The organism is Providencia sp. PROV223 (assembly GCF_028479245.1).
GTDB lineage: Bacteria > Pseudomonadota > Gammaproteobacteria > Enterobacterales > Enterobacteriaceae > Providencia > Providencia rettgeri.
The window spans coordinates 25690-42938 of the sequence record NZ_JAMPNG010000002.1; the positions used below are offsets into that span (position 1 = coordinate 25690).

Consider the following 17249-nt stretch of genomic DNA (forward strand, 5'->3'; position numbering starts at 1 on the left):
ACATCCCCCTTAAATTTAAGCAGTTAATAACCTTTGTTTTTTATTCAATAAAAATGACGCAAATAGCGTTAACGAGCTCAATGAAACAAAAACACCCACCAAGGAAACATCAATGAGGACTAAGTAATTGATAATTAATGGCGTTAACCCACCTATAATCGTCGATGCAAGGTTATACCCCATACTTAACGTCGTAACTTGCCCATTGGCTGGTTTTGCCATCGCATAATTCCAATTGCATAACACCATCGCTGAAATAATAATAATTGACGATTGGGAGATAAGTACTAATGATAAAACCTTAGTAGACATTAGGTAATAAATAGGAATTGATAATATCGCAGCGAGCTTTACCCCTAAGTTAAACACCCGCTCAGAGTAGCTGTATTTATCTGTTAGCCAACCAACTATTGCCATTAAAACCAATAATAACGTTGATGATATCATTGAATATATGCTTTTAAATTCTTCTAGTTCTAGCTCCTTAAGTAAAAACGAAGATGAAAAATTTAAGGTATAAAAAATAACCGAACCAGGAATAACAACCAGTAAGATATTAAATGCCTTAAGCCAATCTATTTTCTGGCGCCCATCATATTCAATTGGTTGGTCTGGTAAGCGATAGCGAAACCAGAAACAGATCAGTATATTACCTAAACCTAATAGCAGTGGTATTCTCCATCCCACTCTTTGCATGGTTTCAGGGGGTAATATATTTTCAAGAATTAACACAATTCCTAACGAGCCAATAACGCCAACAACCGCACTTCCAGTTAACAACGCTGAAATTCGACCTCGTTCTTGGGGTTTAGAATCTTTATATAAATAGGTAGACAGTGATGGGCTTTCACCCGCAAAACTAAAAGATAGCAACATTTGAAGAAATAGGATGGCTAAAGGTGTATATATCCCTAATAATTCAATAGGCAGAAATGCCATACACAATGTGGCACTACCGGTAAGAATGCTGACCAAAATCATTGCCGGTTTTTTACCGACTTTATCCGCATAACGGCCAATTACATACCCCCCTAATGGCCGAATAAGAAAACGTAAAGCAAAAATCCCCCACACCAGCTCCGTTGCTTGCTGATAACCTAGGCGGGTTAATTCTGCACTTAAATATGATGAAATTGCAGCAAAAATTGCAACATCATAAAATTCTAAGGTATGCCCTGCGACAGCACCAAAACGTAATTTCCATTTCATAAAATGATCCCATGTCCCTATAGAAAACCAATAGTTAAATTAATTAATAGGCATTAATTTTTCTAAACTTGTTAATGTAATGCCGTGACCTTCCATTACCGAAAAGCATTCCTTTTGAGAGACCATTTCACAGTTTAATTTTTTCTTGATGTTTTTAACTCTTATATATTCCACCTCTTCCGAACAGCCTTGAATACGGCTAATTTCCTTGATATTTCGGTGGGAAAGCAACAAGCGGATGGTTAATGCTTCTTTGTTTGAAAATGATAACTGACCAAAACGTATAAAATTAGGGGTTTCCTTACTTCTACAAATAATAGGTACAGGTTCATCTAATTCAATTTTTTGGCGTAACGGTAATGCAACCGTTTTATTTTCAGACCATTTTTCATATGCATAATCAGAAACTATTGAACGCCATTGATATAATGAAAGTAAGTACTCATATGAGACTTTATGGTTTCCATTGAGTGAAAATATCTCAAATAAATTATTGTACCTATTACAAATATCAATTTTTTTATTTCCTTTATCGAGTTTGGTTAATATTTTCTGGTATGCATCTGAATAATTACTCCAATATTGCACCTCAGAGAATAACCGTTCTTTTAATGATAAATCCATATCATGATGCCAATAAATTAACTGCCACTCATAATTACTAGATAATGTGTATATCTTTTCCTCATCAACATTAATAATCGTATAATGGATATCAATATCATTCCAATTAAAATAATTGCAAAGATCTAACTTTACTCTAGTGCTTATTTTTTCCATCTTATTGTTTTCTATATCCATAAAAATCACCTTATAGTTATTTAAATAAAAATAAAGATAATAAAAGCGTTTAACCCATATCTTTAGCACATAAAAATAAATATTCAAAGACCAAAATTTAAAGGGATTTAAAATTAAGAATTATTTTTTTATCTTGATATCTAAATTTAGTTCCAGCTAACTTAAATAATTTCAATTATATTTATATATTCACTATTGGAGATCGTATGAAACAAGATTGGCATTCAGCTGATATTATTGCAGCGATAAAGAAAAAAGGTTCTTCTCTTTCACAAATATCACGTTCAGCAGGGTTAAACTCATCAACATTAAATAACGCCTTGTCAAGACGTTGGCCTAAAGGAGAGCGTATTATTGCCGAGTTTTTGGGTGTTGCACCATCTGAAATTTGGCCATCGCGTTATAACGAAAAATAACATAAGAATAGTTTTCTTTATGCCAATAAAATATCAAGAAGATAAAGCGGGTAACTTTCTCTGTCTCCCGCTTATTATTCATTTTTAATTAAATAATAATTAATTTGAAAATTAACTTGATACTTTTAAACCAATTAACCCGGTAATAATCAAAGCAAGGCTTAACAAGCGGAACATATTTGCTGACTCACCAAGGAAAATAATCCCAACAATTGCTGTGCCCACAGCCCCAATCCCCGTCCAAATGGCATAAGCCGTGCCGACCGGTAAATCACGCATGGCGTAGGCTAACAACCCCATACTGGTAATAATAGCGACAACAGTAATAATACTCGGTGTTAAACGGGTAAAACCATGAGTATATTTTAAACCTACAGCCCATACCACTTCGCATAAACCTGCAAAAAAAAGAACGATCCAAGCCATGATTGCTTGCTCCCGTTAATTACTCGGGGTCGTCCCCATATTTAAATGACGTTGATTCAGGCCGTCCTGAATACGTATGATGTATGAATACATTATAAATATTCACAGACCCAGACTTAAGCAACGAAAAATAACAAATAAGCGCAAATCAACCATAAAACTTAACCTTTTTATACCGTTTTTTATTATTAAGCATCATAACCATCGCACTCAAAATTATACACATGTAAAGTAGATGTCTAATCTGGCAAGTTCATCGAGAAAATAGCATGAGTCTCAGAGACATCTTACTCGCCCTTTGTGTAGTCGTAATTTGGGGGGTTAACTTCGTTATCATTAAACTCGGCGTTACCGCACTTCCGCCGTTATTATTAGGCGCATTACGTTTCATGTTTGTAGCCTTTCCTGCTATTTTTATTTTTAAGCGCCCCAAAATTCCGTTCAAATTATTGCTTCTCTATGGGCTCACCATCAGCTTTGGTCAATTTGCCTTCTTATTTTGCGCGATTAGAGTGGGGATGCCAGCGGGGATTACCTCTGTTATCTTGCAATCTCAGGCCTTTTTTACCTTATTGCTCGGCGCAATGATTTTAAAAGAATCATTACAGCCGACTCACTTTCTTGGTATGTTTATCGCGATTGCAGGGCTAACGGTTTTAGCCAATGGCGCCACCGTCGGTGGGCTAGATGATATTCCATTACTCGGGTTAGTATTTACTTTAATTGCTGGTTTATCATGGGCTTGCGGCAACATTACCAATAGAATCATAATGAAACAGGAAGGTGCTGAGAAATGCAGTGCCCTATCATTGGTCAGTTGGAGCGCGCTGATCCCAATCATTCCCTTTTTGATTAGTTCATGGGTTTTAGAAGGTGAAGAAGCCATTGTTGAAGGACTATCAGGCTTTAATTGGTCAGTCTTTGGTGTCATTATCTATTTAGCTTATTTATCAACATTTGTCGGCTATGGGCTTTGGGGAGTCCTGCTCGGCCGTTATGAAGCTTGGCGTGTTGCTCCTTTTTCATTGTTGGTTCCAGTCTTTGGTTTAAGCAGCAGTGCTTTATTCCTTGGAGAGCATATAAATGGCGTACAAGTTGCTGGCCTCGTTTTGATCATGTTTGGCCTAATTACCACGCTTTTTGGTAAAAAAATAATCCAACAATTAAGACGAGCCTAGTTAACCAATTAATAGTCGGGAGTTTTTTAGCTTCCGATTATTTTCTTTTCTTTAACCATTCTCGTATCAACAAAAACATCGCAACAGACATTATCACTAAAAAACATCAAAAACCCAGATAAAAAACCAATTCATCAAATAATCGCTAGCTCAAAACCAGATAAAATCCAATAAATAATCCTAAATTAGTGATACTGACAACAATTATTAAATTTATCTCAAATTTCAATTAGGTGTCTCGTTTTAGCTACTTTTTCTTTAACTTAACTATGGCTATATCTTCCTCAGTTTCACTTAAATAAATAACAAATATCATTCATTGAACAGATGGGGATGGCTATGGGTAAACAATTTATTTGGATTGTGCTCGCTCTGCTCGGTGCTTTTTCACTTGGCTACATCGCTTTATATCGTGGCGAACAAATCAATGCCTTGTGGATCGTTGTCGCTGCCGTATGTATTTATCTGATTGCATACCGCTATTACGGGCTTTTTATTGCTAAAAAAGTACTCCAAGTCGATGCAACTCGAATGACGCCTGCAATTCGTCATAATGATGGCTTAGATTACGTACCAACAGATAAAAAAGTATTATTTGGTCACCATTTTGCCGCTATCGCAGGCGCCGGCCCACTGGTTGGCCCTGTTCTTGCCGCGCAAATGGGCTATTTACCCGGTATGCTGTGGCTACTCGCTGGGGTTGTGCTAGCTGGTGCCGTACAAGATTTTATGGTGCTGTTTGTCTCAACACGTCGAGATGGCCGCTCACTGGGTGAATTAGTCAAAGAAGAAATGGGCAATACCGCAGGGGTGCTGGCTTTAATCGCTTGTTTTATGATTATGGTAATCATCTTAGCCGTACTTGCCATGATTGTCGTAAAAGCCCTCACTCATAGCCCATGGGGAACTTATACGGTTGCCTTTACTATTCCTTTAGCGATTTTTATGGGTATTTATACCCGTTATATCCGCCCAGGACGCATTGGTGAAGTTTCTATTATTGGGCTAGTTTTTCTTGTATTTGCAATTATCTCAGGGGGTTGGGTTGCTGAAAGCGAAACTTGGGCACCTTACTTTGACTATACAGGTGTTCAACTCACTTGGATGTTAGTCGGTTATGGCTTTGTTGCTGCCGTTTTGCCAGTTTGGCTATTACTCGCTCCCCGCGACTATCTATCAACCTTTTTAAAAATCGGGACTATCATTGGATTGGCAATTGGTATTTTAATTCTCAATCCAAACTTACAGATGCCATCGTTAACGAAATATATTGATGGTACAGGCCCAGTTTGGGCAGGTGATTTGTTTCCATTCTTATTTATTACGATTGCTTGTGGCGCCGTTTCTGGCTTCCATGCACTGATTTCATCAGGCACCACACCAAAAATGTTGGCTAATGAAAACCAAGCTTGCTTTATTGGCTATGGTGGCATGTTAATGGAATCTTTCGTAGCAATTATGGCATTGGTTGCCGCTTGTGTGATTGACCCGGGTGTTTATTTTGCCATGAATAGTCCCATGGCGATGTTAGCTCCCGCAGGTACGCAAGATGTGGTCGCCTCTGCGGCCCAAGTTGTCAGTAGTTGGGGCTTCCAAATCACTCCTGAGCAGCTCAACAGCATTGCGAATGACGTGGGTGAAACCAGTATTATTTCACGGGCAGGCGGTGCGCCAACACTGGCAGTTGGGATGGCGTATATTCTTCACGGTGCGCTTGGCGGCTTGATGAATGTGGCATTCTGGTACCACTTTGCCATATTATTTGAAGCATTATTTATTTTAACCGCGGTGGATGCAGGAACCCGAGCAGCACGTTTTATGCTACAAGATTTACTGGGAGTGGTGTCTCCATCTTTGAAACGTACGGATTCGCTACCCGCCAACTTGATAGCAACTGCACTGTGTGTGCTAGCTTGGGGTTATTTCCTCCACCAAGGCGTTGTCGACCCACTTGGTGGTATTAACACCTTGTGGCCATTGTTTGGTATCGCGAACCAAATGTTAGCAGGTATGGCATTAATGCTGTGTGCTGTGGTACTGTTCAAAATGAAGCGCCAAAGATATGCATGGGTCGCTTTAGTACCAACAGCATGGCTGTTAATCTGCACGATGACTGCAGGCTGGGAAAAAACCTTCAGTGAAGATGCCCGCGTCGGTTTCTTAGCTGTAGCAAATAAATTCCAAGCGATGATTGATAGCGGCAATATTCCTGTTCAATATACAGAGTCTCAATTAACTCAGTTAATTTTCAATAACCGCTTAGATGCAGGGTTAACTATTTTCTTTATGATTGTCGTGGTATTACTGGCTCTATTCTCCATCCGCACCGCGTTGAAGGCATTAAAATCTGACCAACCAACTGCGAATGAAGTACCATATGAACCCATGCCAGCCAACTATGAAGAAATCGTGGCAAATACGCGCCATCATTGATTTTCGCGGAAAAGCTTGTCACTGTTTAGGACATATACTCTTTCTCCAAAATAATTCACGTTGGAGCAAGGCGGCAAAGAAGATAATCCCTAGGAGCATACTCCAGTATGTGACTAGGGTTAGCGGATGAAGCCAACGCAGCAACAGCGTGAAGTATGAAGGAGAAACTAGGAGCATACATAACAGTATGTGACTAGGGTTAACAAGTGAAGCCAACACCGCTACAACACAAAATATGACGAGGATTTATGTTTGGAGAACTGGGAAAAGCGGCCCGCTACCTAGGCCAAGCGGCAAAAATGATGGTTGGCGTTCCCGATTACGACAACTATGTCGCTCATATGCAAAGAACACACCCTGACCAAACGCCTATGACCTATGAAGAATTTTTCAAAGAGCGTCAAGACGCACGTTACGGTGGCAAAGGTGGGTTTAAGTGCTGTTAATCACTTAAAATAGACAAAAAAAGCCGTGGTCGAGTACCACGGCTTTTTATTTTTAACGATTCAGTATAGGATCAACCGTTATTTTACGCGTGAAACATACTCACCTGAACGAGTATCAACACGGATAACTTCACCGATCTGAACAAACAGAGGAACCTTAACCACTGCGCCAGTGCTCAGTGTTGCAGGTTTACCACCTGTACCTGCGGTATCCCCTTTCAGGCCTGGGTCAGTATCGGTAATTTCTAACTCAACAAAGTTAGGTGGAGTTACCGCGATAGGACGGCCGTCCCACAGTGTTAAAATACATTCTGCTTGGTCAACTAACCATTTCGCGTTATCGCCAACGGTTTTTTCGTCCGCTGCTAACTGTTCAAAAGTTTCGTTGTTCATGAAATGCCAGAACTCACCGTCGTTGTATAGGTAAGTTAAGTTCATATCCATGACATCTGCACCTTCAACAGAGTCAGTAGACTTAAATGTTTTTTCCAACAGTTTGTTAGAAATCAGTTTACGGATACGCACACGTGCGAATGCTTGACCTTTACCCGGTTTGACGAATTCACTTTCTAAAACGACACAAGGCTCGCCATCTAACATGATTTTAAGACCTGAGCGGAATTCATTGGTACTATAAGTAGCCATGGTGATCCTCTAATTTATAAACTAAAAATGGCATAGCCAAAAAATGGTCGATATTGTAACTCAAAATACCTCATCCAGAGAAGTCTGGATACAACAACTTGCTGAAGCAATCACTAATCCAGATGAATTGCTGCAAATACTTAACCTAGAAAATCATCTTTTATCGAAAGAAGGCAGTGAGGCACGTAAATTATTTCCTTTACGCGTTCCAGTGCCCTTTATTTCCCGCATGAAAAAAGGTGATCCACTAGACCCTCTGCTATTGCAGGTATTAACTGCAAAAGCAGAGTTTGATATACATCCAGGTTTTTCTACTGACCCACTAGAAGAGCAGGATAATGAAATTCCAAGTTTATTGCATAAATACCACAACCGCGCATTACTGCTGGTAAAAGGTGGCTGCGCAGTCAACTGTCGCTACTGTTTTCGCCGGCATTTTCCTTACGAAGACAACAAAGGAAATAAAAATAACTGGTTGATGGCTGTGGATTATATAAAAAACCACACCGAACTCAATGAAATCATCTTCTCAGGTGGTGATCCGTTGATGGCAAAAGACCATGAACTTGATTGGCTCATCAGCCAATTAGAGGCGATTCCTCATATAAAACGCCTTAGAATTCATACTCGTTTGCCTGTGGTGATACCAGAACGCATTACAGATACGCTCTGTAAACGTCTTGCTAGCTCTAGGTTACAGGTCATTATGGTTACACACGTTAATCATGCTAACGAAATTGACGAGCCATTCACCAAGGCAATACAAAAACTAAAACTATCAGGTGTGACATTATTAAACCAAAGCGTATTACTGCGCCAAGTTAATGACAACGTGACGGCTCTGATGAATTTAAGTAATGCCTTATTTGATGCAGGTATTTTACCTTATTACTTACATGTATTAGATAAAGTTCAAGGCGCTGCGCACTTTTTAGTGAGTGATACCGAAGCTAGACAATTGATACAGCAATTACTGAGTAAGGTCTCTGGGTACCTTGTACCTAAGCTCGCTCGGGAAATAGGGGGAGAGCCAAGTAAAACACTGCTTGACCTTAACTTAAGACAGAACTAGAAAGCAAAACGCCCAAACAATTATTTGGGCGCTATGAATTCATTTTAGGGGCACTTATAAACTTGGCCAACCATTTTGCTATCTAATGGAATGAAGCTAGATAACACGGTTTCACTTGGACTTGATGCACCAAAAATCACGTTACCGCCCATCGCCGCTGCTTTATTACGTAAATCATTTGCTGCGCTGCGCATTGAGCTAGATTCATTGTTGACACCACTCAACCAGTTGCTTTGAGTCCCTGCAACCTGACCGAGAAGTTGGCAATCACTTCCAGGTTGATTCTCAACAAAACGAACTTGTGAGCCTGCCGCAGTCAAATTAGTTGTTGTTGAACAACCTGCTAAAAGCAATAATGCAGCAGCACCAAGCAAGACTTTAATTCGCATGTTTTCCCTCATTTTTCATTGTGTTTTTGCAGCTGGTTTGAAAATCTCTTTAGTTCCAATAGCCTACTAATTGAAATATCTAGGAGGTGATTAACATACAGCGTCATAATTGCCGCACATCACCAGCCGAATAGAGTCTACCACAAATTAATCAAGAACCTGCTCTATTCTTTGCTAATTCAAACCACTTACCTTACGTTAAATATAACCTGCGAAGCAACATTGACGCAAAAATAAATCATATAACGCATTAATTGTATCTTGTTTTGATATATTACCTTCATCAATAATTAATGGTTATTTATTAATTAAAAATCAATAAAAAAACCGGCACCGCTAGAAATATAACGATGCCGGTCTTATGGTGGGTAGCCCTAACCTAGTTAGTAACTACTTGAGCTTGATGTCGCCAACTGGCTTACATCATACCGCCCATTCCACCCATGCCGCCCATACCAGCAGCACCTAAGTCAGGTGCATCTGATTTTGGCAGATCAGTGATCATCGCTTCAGTTGTGATCATCAGACCTGCGATAGACGCTGCGAATTGCAGAGCAGAACGCGTTACTTTAGTTGGGTCTAAGATACCCATGTCGATCATATCGCCATAAGTGTCAGTCGCCGCGTTGTAACCTTCGTTACCTTTTGCTGCTTTCACGTTGTTAACAACAACAGAGGCTTCTTCACCTGCGTTAGTAACGATTTGACGCATTGGCGCTTCCATCGCACGCAGAGCAACACGAATACCTACGTTTTGTTCTTCGTTTTCACCAGTCAGTGCTTCCAGTTTCGCTGCAACGCGAACCAGTGCAGTACCACCACCAGCAACAACACCTTCTTCGACAGCGGCACGAGTTGCATGCAGAGCATCGTCAACACGAGCACGTTTTTCTTTCATTTCAACTTCAGTTGCTGCGCCCACTTTAATTACTGCGACACCGCCTGCTAATTTAGCAACGCGCTCTTGCAGTTTTTCACGGTCGTAATCTGAAGAAGATTCTTCGATTTGTTGACGAATTTGAGTAACACGGTTTGCAATCGCAGACTCTTCACCCACACCATCAATGATAGTGGTTGTGTCTTTGTTGATAACGATACGCTTTGCTTGACCTAAATCTTCTAATGTCGCTTTTTCTAACTCCATACCGATCTCTTCAGAGATAACAGTACCATTGGTCAGAATTGCGATATCTTGTAGCATTGCTTTACGACGGTCACCGAAGCCGGGTGCTTTAACCGCTGCAACTTTAACAATACCACGCATGGTGTTAACAACCAGAGTTGCCAGTGCTTCACCTTCAACATCTTCAGCGATGATTAACAGTGGTTTGCTTGCCTTAGCAACGCCTTCTAATACTGGCAGTAATTCACGGATGTTAGAAACTTTTTTGTCAACTAACAGGATGAATGGGTTTTCTAACTCAACAGCACCAGTTTCTGGTTTGTTGATAAAGTAAGGAGACAGGTAACCGCGGTCAAATTGCATACCTTCAACCACATCCAGCTCGTCTTCCAGACCAGTACCTTCTTCAACTGTGATAACGCCTTCTTTACCGACTTTATCCATCGCTTCTGCAATTAATTTACCCACGGTTTCGTCGGAGTTTGCAGAAATTGTACCAACCTGTGCGATTGATTTAGTGTCTGAACAAGGAACTGACAGTGCTTTCAGTTCTTCAACAGCAGCAACAACTGCTTTGTCGATACCGCGTTTCAGGTCCATTGGATTCATACCCGCAGCAACCGCTTTTAAGCCTTCAGTAATGATAGCTTGAGCTAGTACAGTTGCCGTTGTAGTACCGTCACCTGCAGCGTCGTTAGCTTTAGAAGCAACTTCTTTCACCATCTGAGCGCCCATGTTTTCGAATTTGTCTTCTAATTCGATTTCACGTGCAACTGAAACACCATCTTTGGTGATAACTGGTGAGCCAAAAGATTTATCTAAAACTACGTTACGGCCTTTAGGACCTAAAGTCACTTTTACTGCGTCTGCCAGAACATTCACACCACGAAGCATTTTCGTACGTGCATCACTACCAAATTTAACGTCTTTAGCTGCCATTATCTCTTTCCTTCAAATTCTTTTCGTTCGTTGAGAAGTTTTAAGTGAAAATTACGCTTCAACAATTGCCAGAATGTCACTTTCGGACATAATCAGGACTTCTTCATTGTCGATTTTTTCAGCTTTCACGCCATAACCATCGTTAAAGATTACGATATCGCCAACTTTCACATCCAGTGCTTTGATTTCACCATTTTCGAGGATGCGGCCGTTGCCAACTGCAAGAACTTCACCACGAGTTGATTTGCTTGCAGCAGTACCCGTCAGAACGATCCCGCCTGCAGATTTTGATTCAACTTCTTTACGTTTAACGATAACACGGTCATGCAATGGACGAATTTTCATTAATAGTTCTCCTATAAATAAAGTCCATACTAGGTAAAAGGACGATACCAGCATGTCTTAAATAAACTAGTACCATGTTTGAGCAGATTGGGGCGAAGAAGAGGGACTTCAAGGGGGGAGATAAAAAATTTTTCATTTTTATCTCCCCATAAATAGGATGGTTTTATGGTTTAGGGCGATCGTCTTTATCTGACGAATCTGTTTTATCTGAATTATCGATTGTAAAAGAAGGATCGTCTTGCTTACGTTGGAATTCCCCCTCAAAAGTATCGCCACGTTGAAAGCCGCCATTTCCCGTTTGGTTAAAACCAGCACCTGGTTGGTAGAAACGAATATGAGGAATTAAGCGCATTACAATAAGCTTTTGAATTGGCGGTAGTAATAACAGTAAACCAATAAAATCCGTAAAGAACCCAGGCACAATCAACAAGAAACCCGCTAAGACCAATGCAACGCTCTTGATCATTTCAGCTGCAGGGCTTTCACCTGATGCTAACTTTTGTTGGATTTGCAGTACATTTTTCATGCCTTGATTTTTCACAAGTGACACACCTAAGCAGGATGTCAAAACGACTAAAATTAACGTCATTAAAACACCAACTTCAGATGCAACCCGCACAAAAATGACGGATTCAATGTAAACGAGAATACATATCAGAATGAGTGGTAACCAGCGCACAAGTTCTCCTTTATTTCAATAAGCTATCGATTATTTTACGCCCCTAGGGAAACCTTTGTGAACTGCATCTAAGAGACAACTATCAATATTCGCTTTTTTCTTTAGTATAGCCATAATAATTGGGGCAGATATAACGCTTTTCAACTCACAGATTTTTTTCATTAATGGTACTTATCTGTGATGAATATCACACAACGTGAAATCTGTTGCATAAATCAAACTATATAGTGATCTAGGTTCAAGGCAATAGATGATTAAAAGCATATCATCTACCCATAAATCAGTAGATCATAATGCTGACAACGTAGTAGACGGTGTTAATTGCTTGTAAAGTTTTACTTTGCAATATTAATCACCTGTGAATTTTGTTTTACGAAGTATCGATTTTTAAAGCGCATAAACGGACAGTAACTGTAATCTAATTAAGAAGGTTCTCATGTCAAACAATACTCGTATCGAAGAAGACCTGTTAGGTAAAAAAGAAGTTCCAGCTGATGCCTATTATGGTGTTCATACTCTGCGTGCGATTGAAAACTTTTATATCAGCGACCGCACCATTAACGATGTCCCAGAATTTATTCGTGGCATGGTTATGGTTAAAAAAGCGGCGGCTTTAGCCAACAAAGAACAGCACACTATTCCACGTAATATCGCGGATACCATCATCAAAGCGTGTGACGTTGTTCTAAATGAAGGCAAATGCATGGACCAATTCCCGGTTGACGTATTCCAAGGTGGTGCGGGCACATCACTGAACATGAATACCAACGAGGTTCTAGCAAACATCGGTCTTGAACTGATGGGTCATAAAAAAGGTGAGTATGAATTCTTAAATCCAAATGACCACCTGAACAAAAGTCAATCCACTAACGATGCATACCCTACAGGGTTCCGTATCGCAGTGTATAATTCTATATTGAAGTTAATTGAGTCTGTTGAATACCTGAAAAAAGGCTTTGAAGCTAAAGCTGAAGAATACAAAGACATTCTGAAAATGGGTCGTACCCAGCTGCAGGATGCCGTTCCAATGACTGTCGGCCAAGAATTCCATGCTTTCGCTACTCTCTTAAAAGAAGAAGAGAAAAACTTAAAACGCAGCATTGAATTACTGCTCGAAGTTAACTTGGGCGCAACTGCTATTGGTACAGGCCTGAATACTGCTCCTGGTTACTCAGAACTTGCAGTTAAAAAATTAGCAGAAGTAACTGGTTTACCATGCGTTCCAGCAGAAGACTTAATCGAAGCAACCTCTGACTGTGGTGCTTACATCACTGTTCATGCAGGCTTAAAACGTCTAGCGATGAAACTGTCTAAAATTTGTAACGACTTACGTCTGCTATCTTCAGGTCCTCGTGCTGGCCTTAAAGAAATCAACTTACCTGAGTTACAAGCTGGTTCGTCTATCATGCCAGCAAAAGTTAACCCTGTTATTCCTGAAGTCGTCAACCAAGCATGTTTCAAAGTTATTGGTAATGATATCTGTGTAACGATGGCTGCTGAAGCAGGTCAATTACAATTAAATGTAATGGAACCAGCGATTGGCCAAGCGATGTTCGAGTCTATCTCTCTGATGAGCAACGCATGTCGTAACCTGCAAGAAAAATGTATTAGCGGCATTACTGTGAACAAAGAAATCTGTGAAGCATTTGTATTTAACTCCATCGGTATCGTCACTTATCTGAACCCATTCATTGGTCACCATAATGGTGATATCGTGGGTAAAATCTGTGCTGAAACGGGTAAGAGCGTACGCGAAGTTGTTTTAGAACGCGGTTTACTGACTGAAGCAGAACTGGATGATATTTTCTCTGTTGAGAACTTAAAACACCCAGCTTATAAAGCAAAACGCTTTGATGACTAAAAATTTATGTTTATCATAAATAATACTTAAAAATAAAGGCACGCCTCTCAACAGAAAGCGTGCCTTTTTTGATTAATACACACACAAATAATTAACATAACAGTTTCATAATTTTAATTTTCATTTTGTCGAGGAGTAAACACTATGTTAGCCGTAGAATTTATTATTGTTCTGCTGGCCATCTTTTTGGGGGCCCGTTTAGGTGGGATAGGTATCGGCTTTGCCGGTGGCCTTGGTGTACTGGTACTCGCAGCTATTGGCGTAAAACCAGGAACCATTCCATTTGACGTTATCTCAATTATCATGGCTGTTATTGCCGCTATCTCTGCAATGCAAATTGCTGGAGGTCTGGACTATTTAGTTGCCCAAACCGAAAAATTACTGCGTCGTAATCCTAAGTACATCACCATCCTTGCACCTATTGTTACCTACTTTCTGACACTTTTCGCAGGGACAGGTAATATCTCGTTAGCAACACTGCCTGTTATCGCAGAAGTCGCTAAAGAACAAGGTGTAAAACCTTGTCGTCCATTATCGACTGCGGTCGTTGCAGCACAGATAGGTATTACAGCATCACCAATTTCTGCGGCAGTGGTTTACATGGCATCCGTCATGGAAAACCCAGCAATGGTGGGTGCAGGTAACACAGTCAGCTATATCTCGCTTCTAAGTGTTCTATTACCTGCGACATTCCTTGCTATCATTTTGATGTCATTCATCATCTCGTGGACGTTTAACTCTAAATTATCTGATGATCCTATCTACCAAAAACGTTTAGCTGAAGGTTTAGTTGAACTGCGTGGTAGCCAAGTTAAAGAAATCAAAGCGGGCGCTAAGTCTTCTGTACTGCTGTTCTTGCTTGGGGTTGTTGGCGTTGTCTGCTATGCCATCATTAACAGCCCAAGCTTAGGGATTGTTGAAACACCATTAATGAACACCACAAATGCAATTTTGATTATCATGCTGACTGTGGCGACATTAATCACTATTTTCTGCCGTGTAAATACTGATGCTATCTTGAACTCAAGTACCTTTAAAGCAGGTATGAGCGCATGTATTTGTATTTTAGGTGTGGCTTGGTTAGGTGATACTTTCGTACAGCACAACATTGACTGGATCAAAGAAACTGCGGGGGATTTAATTCATGAACATTCTTGGATGTTAGCAGTTATATTCTTCTTCTGCTCCGCTTTACTATACTCACAAGCCGCAACAGCGAAAGCTCTGATGCCAATGGCATTAGCGCTGAATGTTAGCCCATTAACTGCTATCGCATCATTCTCTGCGGTTTCTGGCCTATTTATTCTGCCTACCTACCCAACACTGGTTGCAGCAGTACAGATGGATGACACAGGGACAACGCGTATTGGCCGATTCGTCTTTAACCACCCATTCTTTATTCCAGGCACTATCGCTGTCGCATTAGCTGTTTCATTCGGCTTCTTATTTGGCGGTATGATCCTATAGTTTATATTAATTAAAATTAATCTTATACAGGCCCGTGCAAATAGCACGGGTTCTTTATACCTACCTATAACATATTATTTTTGTTATCCCATATAAAGTCACGTAGGCAATTATAAAAATACAATAACCATTTAGATAAAAAACTCAAACTATTTTTTAATAATATGTATTTAAATATATTACTTTAGATTATAAACAAATCAAAATAAGAATTTTTCTAATAATATATATTAAGGCTATACATATAATTGTAACAAATAATGACTACAATTACGCAATAATAAGTTATCTCATTTTTTCCTTACAATTACCAGATGGAATATAGATTCAAGAATAAAATAAAAATAAATAAAAATCAGAATAAAGCTCTGATATTTACTCCTGAATAGGTAGTAATGCTAACCCATCTTTCTTGACACATGAATTGAAGGCACCAAAGATAGAAATAATCTATCAAAAATTTAAAATCAATCCGCCATAAATATTGGTAATCATTAACTCATCCTTGTTTAATAACACCCGAAAAATCTGATAATGATAATTTAATTACTCGGAGTAATACGAATTAAATATCAAGAACTTTTCAATAGCAAAAATAATTTATTTTAACAAAATTTATATATTTGGAGGAGGTATGCTAAATACTCAACGAAATAAAAACACAAATGTAACCGTTTATATTGGAACCTTTTTAAAGCACCGCAGAAAAGTGGTTGGTTTAACTGGTGCACAATTAGCTTCTCGCCTAAGAATCAGCCAGCAGCAAGTTTCCCGTTATGAAAGAGGTAAAAATGCCATTACTATCCAAGGTCTTTTGGACATTTTACAAGCTCTCGAATTGCGAAAACATGACATCGATGACTTTATGAAAAAAGTCTTTCAGTATTACTATATCGATGCAGCGTTAGAAGCTAAATTGATCAATTAAAGCCCGATATAAACCCATGAAGTTCGTTCCAGGGGGGTTCTTCCCCCTCCTGTGTGCTTAAAACTCCCCACTTTAAAATACCCATTCAATTTCTTATTTGATTTTATTTCACCTCAGAAACGGCGCCTCATGATAGCACTGCAAACCGCTATAATTCACAATTGAACATTGTTATGATGGAGAAAAATCAGACATTATTGTGATGGAGTTAACAATGCCTATCCAACGTGAAATTATTTTAAGTCATGCGTTAAATCAATTGGAAATCCAAGGGTTATCCGCATCTACAGAAAATTTACTCAGCGAAATTGAATCTGATTTCTCTACTATTCGGCAGTTTTGGCCAGACGATGAAGCTCTTGTTTATGATTGCTTGCGCTATCATAGCCAGCAAATTGAAGTATGGCAGCGCCAAACCTTGCTAGATGAATCCCTAACCCCGCAACAAAAATTAATGGCTCGTTACCAACAATTGTCTGAAAAAGTCAGTGAAGGGCGTTTTCCGGGCTGTTTATTCATTTCTGCATGTAATTATTATCCAGATGCAGAACACCCTATCCACCAATTAAGCCGCCTACAAAAAGATAATTCGTTTCATTTCACAAAAAGCCTATTAGATGAGCTAGATATTGAAGACTCGGAATTAGTTGCTAACCAAATGGAATTAGTGCTCGAAGGCTGTTTAAACCGCTTATTAGTACAAAGGGACATTCAAGATGTCGAGATTGCACAACACCTTTCTGAGGATATCCTGACAATCGCACTGTGCCGTAAAAAAGGAGCGTTAAGCTAAAAAACCAATTAACGCATACTAAACACACACCTTTTGTTGAAAAAGAAAACACTCAGTAAAAAAAAGTGTTTTTTTATTAAAAATGCATTGACGCAAACG

At 39.5% G+C, this 17249-nt stretch carries 17 protein-coding genes; 9 read left to right on the plus strand and 8 right to left on the minus strand.

Going from position 1 to position 17249, the window contains the following annotated elements:
* Positions 1-15: 15 nt before the first annotated feature.
* Both PR767_RS02920 and PR767_RS02925 read right to left on the minus strand, forming a co-directional pair.
* A complete protein-coding gene (locus PR767_RS02920; RefSeq protein ID WP_272519865.1) occupies positions 16-1209 on the minus strand; it encodes an MFS transporter in 1194 nt (397 codons plus the stop codon).
* A 39-nt stretch (positions 1210-1248) separates the two neighbouring features.
* A complete protein-coding gene (locus PR767_RS02925; protein WP_272519866.1) occupies positions 1249-2010 on the minus strand; it encodes a hypothetical protein in 762 nt (253 codons plus the stop codon).
* 206 nt (positions 2011-2216) lie between these two features.
* Between PR767_RS02925 and PR767_RS02930 the strand changes: the two genes are divergently transcribed.
* The gene (locus tag PR767_RS02930; protein ID WP_004908101.1) at positions 2217-2426 is read left to right on the plus strand and encodes a helix-turn-helix domain-containing protein; all 210 of its coding nucleotides are present in this window, start codon (positions 2217-2219) and stop codon (positions 2424-2426) included.
* 111 nt (positions 2427-2537) lie between these two features.
* Here the strand turns inward: PR767_RS02930 and sugE are convergent, their stop codons facing one another.
* The gene (sugE, locus tag PR767_RS02935) at positions 2538-2852 is read right to left on the minus strand and encodes a quaternary ammonium compound efflux SMR transporter SugE (protein WP_110731655.1); all 315 of its coding nucleotides are present in this window, start codon (positions 2850-2852) and stop codon (positions 2538-2540) included.
* Between the two features lie 269 nt (positions 2853-3121).
* Between sugE and PR767_RS02940 the strand changes: the two genes are divergently transcribed.
* The 3 genes from PR767_RS02940 (at position 3122) to PR767_RS02950 (ending at position 6909) form a co-directional block, all read left to right on the plus strand.
* Positions 3122-4030 carry an EamA family transporter gene (locus tag PR767_RS02940; RefSeq protein ID WP_109911641.1) on the plus strand — a complete coding sequence of 303 codons (909 nt, stop codon included), beginning with the start codon at positions 3122-3124 and terminating at the stop codon, positions 4028-4030.
* Positions 4031-4369: 339 nt separating this feature from the next.
* Complete coding sequence (gene cstA, locus PR767_RS02945; protein WP_004908095.1) at positions 4370-6463, plus strand: pyruvate/proton symporter CstA; 2094 nt, start codon at positions 4370-4372, stop codon at positions 6461-6463.
* A 248-nt stretch (positions 6464-6711) separates the two neighbouring features.
* Positions 6712-6909 (plus strand): YbdD/YjiX family protein, encoded by a 198-nt coding sequence (locus tag PR767_RS02950; protein ID WP_004908094.1) that lies wholly within the window; start codon positions 6712-6714, stop codon positions 6907-6909.
* 78 nt (positions 6910-6987) lie between these two features.
* Here PR767_RS02950 and efp read toward each other — a convergent pair whose 3' ends face one another.
* Complete coding sequence (gene efp / locus PR767_RS02955; protein ID WP_004258667.1) at positions 6988-7554, minus strand: elongation factor P; 567 nt, start codon at positions 7552-7554, stop codon at positions 6988-6990.
* Between the two features lie 43 nt (positions 7555-7597).
* Here efp and epmB point away from each other — a divergent pair, with 43 nt between their 5' ends.
* Positions 7598-8626 carry an EF-P beta-lysylation protein EpmB gene (gene epmB, locus PR767_RS02960; protein WP_004908091.1) on the plus strand — a complete coding sequence of 343 codons (1029 nt, stop codon included), beginning with the start codon at positions 7598-7600 and terminating at the stop codon, positions 8624-8626.
* A gap of 44 nt (positions 8627-8670) precedes the next feature.
* On the opposite strand, the gene PR767_RS02965 is transcribed toward epmB, so the two are convergent.
* The 4 genes from PR767_RS02965 to PR767_RS02980 form a co-directional block, all read right to left on the minus strand.
* Positions 8671-9015, minus strand: coding sequence for a DUF4156 domain-containing protein (locus tag PR767_RS02965; RefSeq protein WP_004908089.1), 345 nt, complete (start codon positions 9013-9015; stop codon positions 8671-8673).
* Positions 9016-9433: 418 nt separating this feature from the next.
* Positions 9434-11077 (minus strand): chaperonin GroEL, encoded by a 1644-nt coding sequence (groL, locus tag PR767_RS02970; RefSeq protein WP_109911639.1) that lies wholly within the window; start codon positions 11075-11077, stop codon positions 9434-9436.
* Positions 11078-11128: 51 nt separating this feature from the next.
* Positions 11129-11422, minus strand: coding sequence for a co-chaperone GroES (locus PR767_RS02975; RefSeq protein ID WP_004908085.1), 294 nt, complete (start codon positions 11420-11422; stop codon positions 11129-11131).
* 163 nt (positions 11423-11585) lie between these two features.
* Positions 11586-12101, minus strand: coding sequence for an FxsA family protein (locus PR767_RS02980; RefSeq protein WP_004908083.1), 516 nt, complete (start codon positions 12099-12101; stop codon positions 11586-11588).
* Positions 12102-12537: 436 nt separating this feature from the next.
* On the opposite strand from PR767_RS02980, the gene aspA reads away from it, so the two are divergent.
* From aspA to dicD, 4 genes are all read left to right on the plus strand, one after another.
* Entirely contained in the window at positions 12538-13962 is a 1425-nt protein-coding gene (aspA, locus tag PR767_RS02985; protein WP_004908081.1) for an aspartate ammonia-lyase, read from the plus strand.
* A gap of 144 nt (positions 13963-14106) precedes the next feature.
* Positions 14107-15429: an anaerobic C4-dicarboxylate transporter gene (locus PR767_RS02990; protein ID WP_004258703.1), complete on the plus strand. Its 1323-nt coding sequence runs from the start codon at positions 14107-14109 to the stop codon at positions 15427-15429.
* 634 nt (positions 15430-16063) lie between these two features.
* Positions 16064-16357 (plus strand): helix-turn-helix domain-containing protein, encoded by a 294-nt coding sequence (locus tag PR767_RS02995; protein WP_004908080.1) that lies wholly within the window; start codon positions 16064-16066, stop codon positions 16355-16357.
* Between the two features lie 220 nt (positions 16358-16577).
* The gene (dicD, locus tag PR767_RS03000) at positions 16578-17150 is read left to right on the plus strand and encodes a division control transcriptional repressor DicD (protein ID WP_410479550.1); all 573 of its coding nucleotides are present in this window, start codon (positions 16578-16580) and stop codon (positions 17148-17150) included.
* Positions 17151-17249: the final 99 nt, after the last annotated feature.